11 protein-coding genes are annotated in these 14219 nt (G+C 69.3%); 6 read left to right on the top strand and 5 right to left on the bottom strand.

From position 1 onward, the window contains the following. Positions 1 to 384: 384 nt before the first annotated feature. The 4 genes from AOM46_RS30565 (at position 385) to AOM46_RS30550 (ending at position 5620) form a co-directional block, all read left to right on the top strand. The gene (locus AOM46_RS30565) at positions 385 to 2322 is read left to right on the top strand and encodes a DUF2264 domain-containing protein (protein WP_062217903.1); all 1938 of its coding nucleotides are present in this window, start codon (positions 385 to 387) and stop codon (positions 2320 to 2322) included. A 130-nt stretch (positions 2323 to 2452) separates the two neighbouring features. Further along, positions 2453 to 3781, top strand: a complete 1329-nt coding sequence (locus AOM46_RS30560) for a sugar ABC transporter substrate-binding protein (protein WP_062217901.1) — start codon at positions 2453 to 2455, stop codon at positions 3779 to 3781. Between the two features lie 94 nt (positions 3782 to 3875). Beyond that, entirely contained in the window at positions 3876 to 4763 is an 888-nt protein-coding gene (locus AOM46_RS30555; protein WP_062217898.1) for a carbohydrate ABC transporter permease, read from the top strand. 2 nt (positions 4764 to 4765) lie between these two features. Beyond that, complete coding sequence (locus AOM46_RS30550) at positions 4766 to 5620, top strand: carbohydrate ABC transporter permease (RefSeq protein ID WP_062217895.1); 855 nt, start codon at positions 4766 to 4768, stop codon at positions 5618 to 5620. A gap of 50 nt (positions 5621 to 5670) precedes the next feature. On the opposite strand, the gene AOM46_RS30545 is transcribed toward AOM46_RS30550, so the two are convergent. Further along, positions 5671 to 6789, bottom strand: coding sequence for a substrate-binding domain-containing protein (locus AOM46_RS30545; RefSeq protein WP_062217892.1), 1119 nt, complete (start codon positions 6787 to 6789; stop codon positions 5671 to 5673). Positions 6790 to 7123: 334 nt separating this feature from the next. On the opposite strand from AOM46_RS30545, the gene AOM46_RS30540 reads away from it, so the two are divergent. Further along, positions 7124 to 8644, top strand: a complete 1521-nt coding sequence (locus tag AOM46_RS30540; RefSeq protein ID WP_062217889.1) for an alpha-N-arabinofuranosidase — start codon at positions 7124 to 7126, stop codon at positions 8642 to 8644. 168 nt (positions 8645 to 8812) lie between these two features. Here AOM46_RS30540 and AOM46_RS30535 read toward each other — a convergent pair whose 3' ends face one another. Next, entirely contained in the window at positions 8813 to 9430 is a 618-nt protein-coding gene (locus tag AOM46_RS30535) for a hypothetical protein (protein ID WP_062217886.1), read from the bottom strand. 661 nt (positions 9431 to 10091) lie between these two features. Here AOM46_RS30535 and AOM46_RS30530 point away from each other — a divergent pair. Next, positions 10092 to 11000: a hypothetical protein gene (locus tag AOM46_RS30530; protein WP_370592779.1), complete on the top strand. Its 909-nt coding sequence runs from the start codon at positions 10092 to 10094 to the stop codon at positions 10998 to 11000. On the opposite strand, the gene AOM46_RS30525 is transcribed toward AOM46_RS30530, so the two are convergent. The 3 genes from AOM46_RS30525 to AOM46_RS30515 are packed head-to-tail and all read right to left on the bottom strand — an operon-like array spanning position 10990 to position 14206. Next, the gene (locus tag AOM46_RS30525; RefSeq protein ID WP_062217883.1) at positions 10990 to 11865 is read right to left on the bottom strand and encodes a carbohydrate ABC transporter permease; all 876 of its coding nucleotides are present in this window, start codon (positions 11863 to 11865) and stop codon (positions 10990 to 10992) included. The two genes, AOM46_RS30530 and AOM46_RS30525, sit on opposite strands and share 11 nt — an antisense overlap. Continuing rightward, positions 11862 to 12794, bottom strand: coding sequence for a carbohydrate ABC transporter permease (locus tag AOM46_RS30520; protein ID WP_078857347.1), 933 nt, complete (start codon positions 12792 to 12794; stop codon positions 11862 to 11864). Before AOM46_RS30520 ends, AOM46_RS30525 begins: the two co-directional genes overlap by 4 nt. Next, positions 12794 to 14206, bottom strand: a complete 1413-nt coding sequence (locus AOM46_RS30515) for an extracellular solute-binding protein (protein ID WP_078857346.1) — start codon at positions 14204 to 14206, stop codon at positions 12794 to 12796. The genes AOM46_RS30520 and AOM46_RS30515 overlap by 1 nt, the downstream gene beginning before the upstream one ends. Between the last annotated feature and the right edge of the window lie 13 nt (positions 14207 to 14219).

Genomic DNA, 14219 nt, shown 5'->3' with positions numbered 1-14219 from the left:
CCCGTCGGGGGTGCGCCGCTCGGGGCTCGGGAAGCGCAGGATGCCGGGGATCTCAGGCGGTGTCCGTGCCGCCCTCGGCTTCTCGCTGTGGAGCCCGCGTGCGGCGTGAGACAGGCCCTGGGCCCGAGCCGGTGGCAGAGGCGAAAACGAATGATGACACGACCCTTGACACGGTCCGAGAACCGTTGCTTTCATCGGTCCCGCCGTCGCATTTGATCGATAAATGTTCGTGGGAATCGATCGTGATCGGTAGAAGCGTCTGTGACGCGCTGCTCAATGGAGAGGACTTTCCGCCATGCGCAACCCGAAGACGGGCCGGTGGCGTTGCCCCCGACATGGTCCCGACGTGCGATGCGCCGTCACCGGGGAAGTCGGGGTGGCGAGATGAGCGGGTCGACGCCGGAGGCGTGGTCGCGGGAGGACTGGACGGAACTGGCCCGACGGATGCTGGTCAGCGTGCGCCCCCATGCCTCCGCGCACCACGCCCGGGTACTGCTGCCGGGCCGGCCCGGTGGGTACGGCAGCGATATCGACGGGCTGGAAGGGTTCGCGCGCACCTTCCTGTTGGCGGGTTTCCTTCTCGCGGGCGAGAACGGGCGGGACCCGCTCGGCCTCGCCGAGTGGTACGCCCAGGGGCTTGCCGCAGGGACCGACCCCGGTCACCCCGAGCGCTGGCCCCTGCTGACCGAACACGGGCAGGCCAAGGTCGAGGCGGCTTCCCTGGCACTGATCCTGGATCTCACCAGGCCCTGGATCTGGGACCGGCTCGACGACACGACGCGGGCGCGCATCGTCGCCTATCTCTCCCCGGCCGTGGGCGACACGACCTATCCGCAGATCAACTGGATATGGTTCCGGCTGGTCGTGCAGACCTTCCTACGGTCGGTCGGCGGGCCGCACGCCCTGCACGAGATGGCCGAGGACCTGCGGACACACGACTCGTTCGTCCGCGCCGACGGCTGGCTCTCGGACGGTCCCGAGCGGGCCTTCGACCACTACACCGGCTGGGCCCTCCATCTCTATCCGGTTCTCTGGGCCCGGATGCGCGGAGCCCACGACCTCGCGCCCGACCGGGCTGCGGGCGACGTCGATCGCCTCGACCGCTACCTGGTGGACCTGGTCGACCTCGTCGGTGGTGACGGTTCCCCGCTGATGCAGGGGCGCAGCCTGGTCTACCGGTTCGCCGCGGCCGCGCCGTTCTGGGTCGGTGCCGTCGCCGGCACCTCCCGTGTTCCGCCGGGGCAGTTGCGCCGTGCGGCCGGGAAGGTCGTCCGACACTTCGTCAGCCGTGGAGCGCCCGACGAACGGGGGCTGCTGACGCTCGGTTGGCACCGTGAATGGCGCCCCATGGCCCAGCACTACTCGGGCACCGGCTCCCCCTACTGGGCCAGCCTCGGCTTGCTCGGGCTGTCGCTTCCGCCGGAGCACCCGGTCTGGCAGGCCCCAGAGGAGCCGCTGCCCAACGAACTGGCCGACCGGGTGCGCGCGATCCGCGCGCCCGGCTGGGTGGTGGCGACCACCCGCGCGGACGGGATCGTCCGGATCGCCAATCACGGCACCGACCACGCGCTGCCGGGGGAGCGCCGGGCCGACTCGCCGCTCTATGCCCGCATCGGCTACTCGACGGCCACCTTCCCGATCCACGACGACCAGGCGCCGCTCTCCCCGTCCGACCAGACCGTCGCACTGGTGGATGCCGACGGGCGGACGAGCCACCGTTCCGGTCTGCGCCCTCTCGCCGTGGGCACGTCGGGAAGCGGTGCGGCCACCGTGGGGATCGCCGCTTCCGAGGTGCGCGCGCACTGGATGAGGACCGAGAACGAGCCGGACGGCGACGCCGGCATCGTGGTCGGCGTGTCCCTGGTGCGGGGGCCCTGGGAAGTACGTCTCGTCCGGGTCGCGGAGATCGCCGAACGCGTCGTCGCGCTGCGGATCAGCGGATGGCCGGTCACCGCTGCCGCCGACCGGCCGCCCCTCACCACCGTCGAAGGGGCGCGTCTCGTGGTGCGGGACAAGCGGCTCGTGTCCACCGTCGTCTCCCTCGACGGGACGCTCTCGCCCGGGCACGTGACGTCCCACCATGTCTCGCCGCTGGGCGAGGTGACCGTCACCCCGTATGTCATGGGCCGCCCGACGCCCGGGCGTTGGTATGTCACGGCGCTCGGCCTGTGGGGAACGCCCGCCCCCGTGGACGGCGCCTCGCCGCCGCGGGTCGAGTGGGGCGGGGCGGACCCGCACGAGGTCCTGATCGGCTGGCCGGACGACGTGTCCACGGTCACCCCGCTCCCTCGAACACCGTCCGACCCCGGCGTCGACGACTGACCCGAGCCGGACACCTTTCGGTCGGCCCCCAGCGGTACACCGGGGCCGCCTTCTGCCCCGAAGAGGGCGAATTCTCAAGACAAATGCTGCTTCGTCCCTGAAGCGGCGCCACCGAAGAAGAGGTAGAGCGATGGAGCCATTCAACGTCGGCATGTCCCGGCGCACGCTGCTCAGAGGGTTCGGCGGACTGGCCGGCCTGGGGGCACTCACCGCCTGCGGGGGCGGCACCTCGTCCGGCGGAGCCTCGGGCAGCGGTGACTCCGGCCATCTGCGCGTGAGCGTCTGGGGCGGCGAGGGCGAGGAGGAGGCATATGGCGCACGCCTGGGCGTCGTCACCGAGCAGTACTCGGACATCACGACAAAGCTTGAGGTCTACCCCAACGACGCCTACGCCCAGAAGGTTCAGACCATCATCTCCGGTGGCAGCGGGCTCGACCTGATGCAGGTGGCCGAGGAGGTCCACGTCTACTCGTCCAAGAACCAGCTCCTCCCGCTGGACGAGCTGCTGGACGAGGCCGGGATCGACCTCGACGCCCTGGTGGGACGGACACGGGCGGACATCTACCGCTACGAAGGCCAGACATACGCCATTCCGGACCGGTCGGGCTCGATCATCCTCTTCTACAACAGGGCCCATTTCGACGCGGCGGGCGTCGACCACCCCACGGCCGACTGGACCTGGGACGATCTGGTCGCCGCCGCCACCGAGCTGACCGATCCCGGCGCCGGTCGGTGGGGCTTCGGCGGTGTCACCTCCTACCACCAGTGGTGGAGCTTCGTCTATCAGAACGGCGGACGCATCCTGGACGAGGAGGGGCGCCCCACCGTCAACTCCGACGCCGCCGTCGAGGCGCTTCAGTTCTGCGGCGACCTCGCACTGCGGCTGGGGATCGCGCCCACCGCCGAGCAGTTGGCCAACTTCGCCGGCGGTGAGGCATCGGGCACCACCCTGTTCGCCGCCGGAAACGCCTCCATGAACCTGAGCGGCTTCTGGAACGTCCCCGGTCTCCTGGAGGGCGGCGAGATCGATTTCGATGTCGCTCCGATCTGGCGTGGCCCGACGGGCATTCAGGCCGTCGCCCCCTATGGCAGCGCGTTTGCCATCCCCCGCAACTCGAAGAACCAGCGGGCGGCCTTCTCCGCGCTCCAGGTGCTCTCCAGCCCCGCCGGCCAGGAGTACTACGCCGTCACCGGTGGGGACGTGCCCGCGAACCTGGAGGTGCAGAACGGCGAGACGTTCCTCCAACCCGCGTGGGCCGACCGGCCCGTCAACATCGGCGCCTTCGCCGAGTCGTCCGAGTTCATCATCGACATGCCCTACATACCCGAGTGGAACCAGATGCAGGACGCCATGACCAACGGTCTGGCCGACTTCTGGCTGGGCCGGATCGACGCCAGGGAAGCGCTCGACAACATCCAGGGGCAGCTCGAATCGATCATCACTCCCGCGAACGGCTAGGTCATGACCGGCCCCACTCACACACCCACAGGGGCCGGCCACCGAAGCCGCCAGCGGACCAGGGCGGAGGCGAACACCCCGGGCGAAGAAGGGAATGAGCGCCCGGCGGAAGAAGGAGGCCGCGCTCTTCTACCTCTTCATCTCGCCCTGGATCCTCGGGTTCCTCGCCTTCACCCTGGGCCCCATGGCCGCCTCGGTCTACTTCTCCCTGACCGACTGGGACTCCTTCACGGAACCGGTTTTCGTGGGCCTGGACAACTATGTCCGGCTGCTCACCGACGACCCGCTGTTCTGGCAGGTGCTGCGCAACACCTTCTACTACGCCGGAGTCGCCGTACCCCTCGGCCTGTTGATCGGCCTGTGGCTGGCGAACCTGCTCACCAAGCGGGTGCGGATGCGGAAGGTCTTCCGGACGCTGATCTATCTGCCGACCCTGGTGCCCCTGGTCGCCACCGCGATGATCTTCAAAATGCTGTTGGCGCCGGAGGGACTGGTCAACGACGGACTGGGGATCCTGGGCATCGACGGCCCCTCCTGGCTGCTCGACTCGATCTGGTCGAAGCCCGCTCTCATCATGCTCGCCGTATGGCAGTCGGGCGCGGCTACCGTGCTGCTGATGGCGGCGATGAAGGGAATTCCCCGCGAGTTCTACGAAGCCGCCGAGATCGACGGGGCAAGCCGGGTACGGCAGTTCTGGTCGATCACCGTCCCCCAGGTGACACCGGTGATCTTCTTCAACCTGGTGACCGGAATGATCGCCGCTTTCCAGGTCTTCTCGCAGGTCTACATCCTCACCGAGGGCGGGCCCAACAACTCAAGCCAGACGATGGTCCCCTACCTCTTCAACCAGGCGTTCAGCTATTACCACATGGGGTACGCGTCGGCGATCTCCTGGCTGCTCTTCCTCGTCATCCTGGGGCTCACCCTCGCGGTCTTCCGCCTCTCCCGACGCTGGGTCTTCTACGAGAACGAGGTGAAGTGACCATGCGTACCCTCAAGTTCGAACGTCCCACGCCCTTCACCTATGCCACCCTGATCATCGTCTCCGCCATCGCCCTGGCCCCGTTCGTCTATATGGTGTCGATCTCGCTGGCCAGCGGAGCGACCGTGGACAAGGCGGCCTTCACCCTCTTTCCCACCGAGTGGAACTGGTCGAACCTCTCCGACCTCTTCACCACCCGCTTGCCGGTGGGGCGGTTCATGGTCAACTCGTTGATCATCGCCACCCTGAGCTCGATCGGCATGGTTCTCTCCAGCACCCTGGTCGGCTATGCCTTCGCCAGAATGCGCGCACCGGGGAAGAACTTTCTCTTCTTCGTGATCCTGGCGACGATGATGCTGCCCACCCAGATCACGATGATCCCCCAGTTCCTGATGTTCCGGGAGATCGGCTGGGTCAACACCTATCTGCCACTGATCGTGCCGAACTTCTTCGCCAGCGCCTACAACGTCTTTCTGGTCAGGCAGTTCGTCTCACGGCTGCCCGGCGAGTTGGACGAGGCCGCGCAGATCGACGGTCTCGGCTTCTTCGGAATATTCCGCCGCATCATGGTCCCGATGCTCTTCCCCATCATGGTCGCGGTCTTCATCTTCACGTTCACCTGGAACTGGGGTGACTTCATGCACCCGTTGATCTACCTCAGCGACCAGTCCGACTACCCCATGGCCCTGGGCGTGCAGTACCTCGTCAGCACGGGGGAGTCCCTCCAGTCACCGCCGTGGAACACCGTGATGGCGGGTTCGCTGGTGATGACGGTCCCGATGGTCGTCCTCTACTACCTGGGGCAGCGCTATATCTACGAGATGAACCTCGTCGGTGGCAGCGCCGGCGTGAAGTGATGTCATACCGTCACGCGGAGCGCCGGCGGTCGCCCGGGCAACCCTGCCCGTCAGGCGCCGGCGGCCGGCGCTCCCGTGGAGTCCCTGACGACAAGGGCCGGTTCGATGACGACGCGGTGCGCCGGCCGGTCGGGCTCGGCCAGCCGCCCGGCGACCAGCCCCACGGCGGCCCGGCCGACCGCCCGCCGGGGTGGGCGGACCGCGGTGAGCGGGGGAGTGAACAGCCCGGCCACCTCGTCGTCGTAGGCGACCACCGAGAGATCCCCGGGCACGGACAGCCCCCGGTCCTCGCAGCGTTGGACCAGGGCCATGGCCTCCCGGTCCCGGTGGACCAGCAGCGCCGTGGTCCTCGTCCGCACGATCTCGTCGACCGCCGCGGTCACCGCCGCGTCGAACCCGCCGGACTCGCGGCGGGTGACCGTCAGATCCACGACACCCTCGGTCGGGAGGCCGGCCGCGCGGCACGCCTCCGACCAGCCGCCGTGAAGCTCGGCGCGGGCGAGGCTCTGCTCGTCGAGCACGATCCCGACGCGACGGTGCCCCAGCTCGACCAGATGCCGGACCGCGAGCGCGGCGCCGAAGCCGTGGTGGGAGGCGGCGGAGTCCAGACTCCCGGAGACCCCGACGAGATCGCGCTCGACCAGGACCACCGGCACCGGCGCGTCGAGCAGCCACTCGACCACCTCATCGGCGTGCGGGCCCGTGGGATCGGGCGCCACAAGCAGGGCGTTGACGTTGCCGACCTCCACAAACCGTTGCAGCAGGGGGCGTTCGTCGAAGCCTCCGAACGAGGCGCCGCGCAGTATCACCCTCAGCCCGTGGGCCCGCGCCGCCTCCTCGGCCGACCTGACCACCTCGGGCCAGTAGTGGTCCAGCGAGGGCACCAACAGGCCCAAGGTGCGCGCGGTGTTGGAGCGGCGGAGCGGCGCCCGCTCGGCCTCGGACGGTGTGCCGGGGGCGGCCTCCGCGAGGGTGGCCCCGCCGTGCACGCGCCGTGCCAGGCCCTGGTCCACCAGATGCGCGATATCACGGCGGACGGTCACCGGGGTGACCCCGAAGGTGGCCGCGAGATCGGAGACCCGGGCCGACCCCGCGTCCTGAAGGACTTCCAGCAGGCGGGTCCGCCGTGTCGCGGGAGACACCTCGCCCCGCTCCCAGTCGCCGTTCATCCGGGCGCACCTTTCTCACGCATCGACAGCACAGTGCAAGCCGTCGTCCCGGTTCGTCCGCCGAGTGGTCATATCGCTCCCCGAGAGGGCACCCATCGCAGGACCTTCCCCGGGGCCGTCCGGCCACCACCACGTTGTGGTCCACGCCGGACTGATCGTACCTGTGCGAACGAACGAACTACGCCTGTTGCTGCAGAAGATCACCTCCGGTGCGGCCGTCCGCGCACGCCGGCGGTACACCCTTGACACCCAGGGGGCACCATGAAATGTTTTATCGATATAAAAAGCTTTTGGGTGGGGCGTTGACCTGCGCCTGAGCAACCGAAGGAGCCGCATGTCCGGCAACAGTGGTACGGCGATCATCAATCTGGACATCGAGGGGCCGGTGATCAGCCGTCATCTCTACGGCCACTTCGCCGAGCATCTGGGGCGCTGTGTCTACGGCGGGTTCTGGGTGGGTGAGGACTCGCCGATCCCCAACGAGGGCGGCATCCGGCTGGATGTGGTGGAGGCGTTGCGGGCGTTGAACATTCCCAACCTCCGCTGGCCCGGGGGGTGTTTCGCCGACGAGTACCACTGGAAGGACGGTATCGGTCCGCGCGAGGGGCGTCCGCGGATGGTCAACACCCACTGGGGTGATGTCGAGGAGAACAACCACTTCGGCACCCATGAGTTCCTGGCGCTGTGCGAACTGCTGGGCGCCGAGCCCTATATCAACGGCAACGTCGGCTCGGGGACCGTGCAGGAGATGAGCGAGTGGGTGGAGTACCTCACCCGCGACGGCGACAGTCCCATGGTGCGGTTGCGTAAGTCCCACGGCCGCGACGAGCCGTGGCGGGTGCGGTTCTGGGGGCTCGGCAACGAGGCGTGGGGCTGCGGCGGCAACATGCGCGTCGAGCACTACGCCGATCTGGCGCGCCAGTACGCCACCTACTGCCGTGACCACGGCGACAACACCCTCTACCGGATCGCCGCCGGCGCCTCCGACGACGACTACGCCTGGACCGAGACGCTGATGCGGCAGATCAGCTGCTTCGGCTGCGAGGCCACCCCGAAGAATTTCTTCCAGGGCCTGTCCGTGCACTACTACACCCTGGCCGGGCCCTGGGAGGCCAAGGGCAGCGCCACCGACTTCGACACCGAGTCCTACTACCGCACCATGGCCGCCGCCGCCCGGATGGACCGGATCATCCAGGGCCACTCGACGGTGATGGACGCCTACGACCCCGGCCGCCGCGTCGGCCTGATCGTCGACGAATGGGGCACCTGGTTCGACGTCGAACCCGGCACCAACCCCGGCTTCCTCTTCCAACAGAACACCCTGCGCGACGCGTTGGTCGCCAGCCTGCACTTCGACATCTTCCACCGGCACGCCGAACGCCTGGCCATGGCCAACCTCGCACAGACCGTCAACGTCCTCCAGGCCGTGCTGCTCACCGACGGCGACCAGCTGGTGCGCACCCCGACCTACCACGTCTTCGAGATGAACAAGGGCCACCAGGACGCCACCCTCCTGGATGTCCACCTGCGCGGCACCGGCCTGCAACGCACCGTCGGCGACGCGGAGTTGACCACCCTCTCGGCCTCCGCCAGCGTCAAGGACGGCACGGTCCTGATCTCCCTGACCAACCTCGACGCGGACCAGCCCGCCGAGGTCACCCTCGACCTGCGCGGCGGCACCCTCGCCGATCCCACCGCCCGCATCCTGACCGCCGACCATCTCCAGGCCCACAACACCGCCGCCGAAACCCCCGTCACCGTCCAACCGTTCACCGCCCTCACCCCCCACCCCCACGGGTTCGCCCTCACCCTCCCCCCGCACTCCTTCCTCACCCTCACCGGCCGCCTGGGCTGAGCCCGCACCCGCCGGGGGACGTCCGGCCCCGTCCCCCGGCGGCGAACCCGGCGCCCCGCCCGGCCGTCCGGCCGTCCGCCCCGGTCGACCGTCGGCAGCCCGACGACGCTTGGCATCATGGTCCGCAGCGCCCGGTGGGGCGATTGCGGCGCCCCACCGGGTGTGTGATCACATGCCGTCGGCGACCATCGCCGCCACGACACGGACATGGCGGTCTGCGTTGGTCTGGCTGAACTCGTTGTCGTAGTTGAGGCCGTAGGGCCAGAAGTGGCCGCCGCCGGTGGAGATCGAGGCGCCTTCGCCGTCGTACTGACGGACCAGCGCGGTCGCCTGGGCGCCGCTCCAGGTGCCGCCGGCGGACAGCTCGTACCAGCCGCCGCTCTGCCCGACGCCGATGGTGTGGGAGATCTCGTGCAGGGCGGTGCGCTCGTTCATATAGGCCCGGTTGCCGAACCGTATGGTGCCGTTGATGTGGCCGTCGGCGGTGGGGACGCTCGGGTCGTAGTGGACGGTGATGGACTTGCCGAGGTCGCTGAGATCGTTGTAGCGGGTGACCGCGGCGTTCATCGCCGTGGTGATCAGCTCATAGGCCTCCAACTGGTCCTGGGTGGGGTTCTCCGCCCGGACGAGGTGCCAGGTGACGGTGGCGGCCGGCGCCACCTGCCCTGACTCCTGCGCGACCGGGGCGGACGTGGCCGGCTGGGTGGCCACGGCCGTGCCGGGGAACGCCAGCGCGCCGACGGTGACGGCGGCGATGGCGAGATGCCTGCGGCGGGAGAGTTTCATGGACCGCGTTCCTCCTGTGGGGGATGCGCCCCGCGCGGACCCGATCGCGGGTCGTGCGCTGTCGGGGCGTCGGATGTGGATGGTGCGGGTTTCCAACTGCCGTCGCGCCACGGCGATTGCCGGCCTTCCCCGAGCAGCGGGAGCCGGTCGAATCTCAACCAGCCCGGGTGTGGGGGAGGCGGGCAACCGGATGTTCGACTCTGCGCGGGTCTTACCCAAAACCCGTCAGGGGAGCCTGTCAACCCGTCCCGCACGGCTCCGGGAGGATTCGTTCGCGGCCAGGGCCAGGTTGCTCGAAATCGCGAACGGCCGCCCGATTTTCCGGTGCGAGAGGTGAAACTGATGGCTGTTTACGCAAACGTGTCGGAAATGCTCCGTATGGCGCGTCGGGGGCCCGGCGAAGCCCGCTCGGCCACCGGGACGGGTTCGGCGAACCGGCCGTGGTCGACGCCGAGAGGACTCCCAACAGAACCGCACAGGTGTGGTGTTGATCCGACGCGGACGGGATCTCGGGATTTCCGTTATGGGGCGGCCGGCGCGGACGCCTTCTTCTGTGTGGCACCCCCTCCCGGCCCCCGCGCCGGGCGCTGAGCCACCGCCCACCGCCGGACCGGCCCACGCCGGGAAGGCCGGACCCCCGTCCCGACACCGAGGAGAACCGATGACCGTATTCCACGTCCGACGCCTGGGGGCGACCGGGATCGCCCTGGGAGCGCTGCTGGCTCCCGTGGCCGCCCAGGCCGCCACCCCCTCGTCCCTCGGCCACTCGCCCCGGGACGAGGACCCGGCGGGCATCACCTGGTCGCTGGTCACGGTCGAGCACCCGACGGACGAGCAGCAGGAGGCGTACGACCGCATCACGGTCGCCATGGACGCGGCCGTGATGCGCTACAACGAGCTGACGGACCTGGAGCAGACGCTCACCGTCCACTACGAGCCCGGAGTGCCGACCGCGGACGGCAACACCAACGGGACGATCCGGTTCGGCAACCTCGGCCTGATGAACGAGCGGACCGCCCTGCACGAGATATCCCACACGCTGGGCGTGGGGCTGGGCTCCGGCTGGGAGCCGCTGGCCGGCGGCGGCAGCTGGACCGGGCCCGGGGCCACGGCACTTGTCGAGTCCTACGACGGCGCCTCCGCCACCCTGTCCACCGGCGGCGACCACTTCTGGCCCTACGGTCTCAACTACGACGACGAGTTCTCGGAAACCGCGGTGGACCGGCATGTGCACATCGTGGCCGCCATGATCCAGGACGGACTGAACGGGGAACCCGCCCCCGGCGCCGCCCCGGACGAGCCCGCCGGCTCGGACGAGACGCTGGCGGAGCCCGGGGGCGGCGACGATGTGCGGGAGGGCGCCGACGGCGCCACGACGCACGGCGGGTCCTCCGCCGCCCCGACGGACGACGGCACGGCGGGGGACGCCGACCTCGCGAGCACCGGATCCCCTCTCCCGGCCGTGGCCCTCTCGGCCGGCGGCGCTGCGCTGCTGGTGGTCGGCGGCCTGCTCGTGCTCCGCCGCCGGGGCGGCTCGACCCGGCGGCGGGGGCCCGGGGTCACCCCTTGAGGCCGGTGAGGGTGATGCCCTCCAGGATGTGCCGTTGCGCGAAGAAGAACAGCAGGATGATCGGCGCGATGACGACGGTGGAGGCGGCCATCAGATAGCCCCACTGCGCGGTGTAGGCGCCCTGGAAGCCGGCCAGTCCGAGCGCCAGGGTGAAGCGGTCGGTGTCGGCCAGATAGATCAGCGGGTTGAGGAAGTCGTTCCACACCGCGATGAAGGTGAAGATACCGACCACGATCAACACCGGTTTCGACAGCGGCAGCACGATCCGCCAGAAGACGGTGAACGGGCTGGCGCCGTCCACATAGGCGGCGTCGTCCAGCTCCCTGGGGATGCTGAGGAAGAACTGCCGCATCAGGAAGATCGCGCCCATCTGGCCGGCGCCGAACCAGGCCGGCAGGGTCAGCGGCACCCAGGTGCCGACCAGGCCCAGATGCTGCCAACCGATGAAGGTGGGCACCAGGGTCACCGCGTAGGGCAGCATCAGCGAGCTGAGCAGGATCGCGAACACCAGGTTCCGGCCACGCCACCGCAGCCGGGCGAACGTGAACGCCGAGAGCGCGCCGACCAGCAGCACCCCGGGGACGACGACCGCCTCGATGGCGAGCGTGTTGAGGAAGTACCGGCCGAACGGACGGGCCGTCAACGCGTCCGAGAAGTTGTGCCAGGCGAACGGCGCCGGCAGCCACTCCGGAGGCGCCGTGAAGATCTGCGCGTCCTCCATCAGCGCACTGCGCACCAGCCACAGAAAGGGGACAAGCGTCACCAACGCGCCGGCGCAGAGCACCAGATAGAGCAGCACCCGCGCGGGACGGAGGCGGGATCCGCCGGCCCTCCCGGAGCGCAGCCGTGTCGTGGTCGTGGTCATCGGCCGTCCCCCGTTTCGTAGTAGACCCAGCGTCGGGCCGAGCGGAACACCAGGGCGGTGACGACGATCATCACCACGAACAGCACCCACGCCAGCGCGGAGGCATAGCCGAGGCGGCCCTCGGAGAACGCGGTGCGGTAGAGGTAGTAGTTGTAGAAGAGGGTCGCGTTGTCCGGGCCGCCCGACGTCATCACATACGCCTCGTTGAACACCTGGAACGTCGCTATCAGGCCCATCACCAGGTTGTAGAAGATGGTCGGCGTCATCATCGGCAGCGTCACATAGCGGAACTGCGCCCAGGGGCCCCCGCCGTCCATCTCGATCGCCTCGTAGAGATGGCGCGGCACGCCCTGGAGGCCGGCCAGAAAGATCACGGCCGCGTTCCCGAAACCCCAGGCGGACATGATCGCCAACGAGGGCAGGGCGGTGTCCGCGTCGTAGATCCACTGCGAGGTGGGCAGCCCGGCGCTCCGCAGCAGCTGGTTGAGCAGGCCGAACTCCGGGTTGTAGACCCAGGTCCACAACACCGCGCTGGCCACGCTGGGCACCAGGACCGGCAGGTAGTAGAGCACCCGGAACAGGCCGCGCCCGCGGATGTCGCGGTTGAGGAGCATCGCCACGCCGAACCCGACCGTGAGGGTGAGCGGCACGGCCATCAGCGTGTAGAAGAGGGTGACCCGCAGCGACGTGCCGAAGAGATCGTCGTCGCCGAACATCTGCCGGTAGTTGTCCAGGCCGATCCAGTTGACCTCGCCGCCGATCGTCCAGTCGGTGAGACTGATCACGAACGAGGCCAGCATGGGCCCGATGGTGAACACCAGGAAGCCCAGCACCACGGGCAGCGCGAGCAGCACGCCCCACCGTTGTTCCATCCGGGCCAGCCCGCCGACCGGCCGGCCGGCGCGCGCCGTCGTCGTCGAGGCGGCCATCAGACCTCCCTCACATCGGGGTAGACGCCGGTGAGATAGGAGTCGACCCGCGCGGCCACGCCCCGCAGATGGCGGGCGACGGCGTCCCGGCCGCGCACCTCGCCGAGCCAGATCGGGTCGAGCCCCGGGGTCAGCCGGGTGTTGACCAGCCCCCCTTCCCGCACGCGGTAGACCGGTTCCTGCACCGCGTGGTTGAGCAGCGGCTCGACAAAGCTGTCGACGAAGCCCGGCGGGTGGATGGCCGTGTCGCACCAACTCGCCAGCAGCTCCGGGTCGGTGTAGTAGGAGCGGCGCAACGGCATCCACAGCCCTCGGGCGTAGAGGTCGCACCGGGCGGGATCGGCCATCTCCAGATAGAACTCGACGGCCTGTTCCGGATGCTGGCTTCGCTGGAAGACGCAGGTGGCGCCGGAGGTGACGCAGGTGAGGGCCTCGTCCTGGAAACGGGGCATCACGCCCACGCCGTAGGGGAAGTCGGCGGCGGCCAGGTCGAGCAGGTTCCAGTACCCGTCCAGGCTCATCGCGACCCTGCCGGAGCGCATCATCAGGGCCATGCCGTTGTTGAACGTGGCCAGTTGGGTGGGGCTGGGCGCCACCCGGTGCTCATGGATGAGATCGGCGACCGCGCTGATCACCTCGACGGCGGCGTCGGAGTCGATGACGCAGCGGGTGCCGTCCTCGTTGAACGCGTCGGCGTCGTTGGACCGCAGCAGCGCGTAGAGCGCGGGCGAGAACCACCAGGAGGGTGCCAGCAGGCCGTACTGCTCGACGCGGTCCGCGTCGAAGCCGCTCTCAGTGGGACGGCGGCCCTGGGCGTCGAAGGTGAGACGTTCGGCGGCGCTCACCAGTTCGTCCCAGGTCCAGGCGTCCTCGGTGCGGGTGGGCGGCGTGGGCACGCCCGCCGCCTCCAGCAGATCGGCGTTGTACCAGGTCGCCATGGTCTCGATGGCGGTCTGGAAGACGGCCTGCCGCTCGTCCCAGTAGTGGATGGTCTGGGGCAGGAAGTCGTCGAGATCCTCGAAACGGTCGCGGTAGTCGAGGAAGTTGACCAGATAGCCACCCTCGCCCAGGCGCATCGACATGTCCTGGATGCCGTAGGCGATGTCGGGCTCCTGGCGGGCGGCCACCAGGGTGTGCATCTTGGTGGGGTAGCCGGCCATGCTGACCAGTTCGGTGTCGATGGGCAGGCGCCCGGGTGCGCCGGCGAAGCGGCGGCTCACCTCGTTGACGCTGGCCTCCTCCTGGATGCTGCCCCAGAACATGAAGCGCAGCCGGTCGTCGCGGCTGGCGGGCACGAAACCGCAGGAGGCCAGCGGCGCGGCGAGCGCGGCGGCGCCCATCCCACGCAGGAGGGCACGGCGGCTCGACGCGTGCGGGCGGGGTGGCGGACGGCGAGGGGAGGGGGTTGTCATGGTAGGCCTCCGT

It is taken from the genome of Streptomyces sp. NBRC 109706, from assembly GCF_000974485.1.
Taxonomy (GTDB): domain Bacteria; phylum Actinomycetota; class Actinomycetes; order Streptomycetales; family Streptomycetaceae; genus Streptomyces.
Note: the sequence above shows the minus strand (reverse complement) of the source record. Positions and strands in the feature narration are given on the sequence as shown.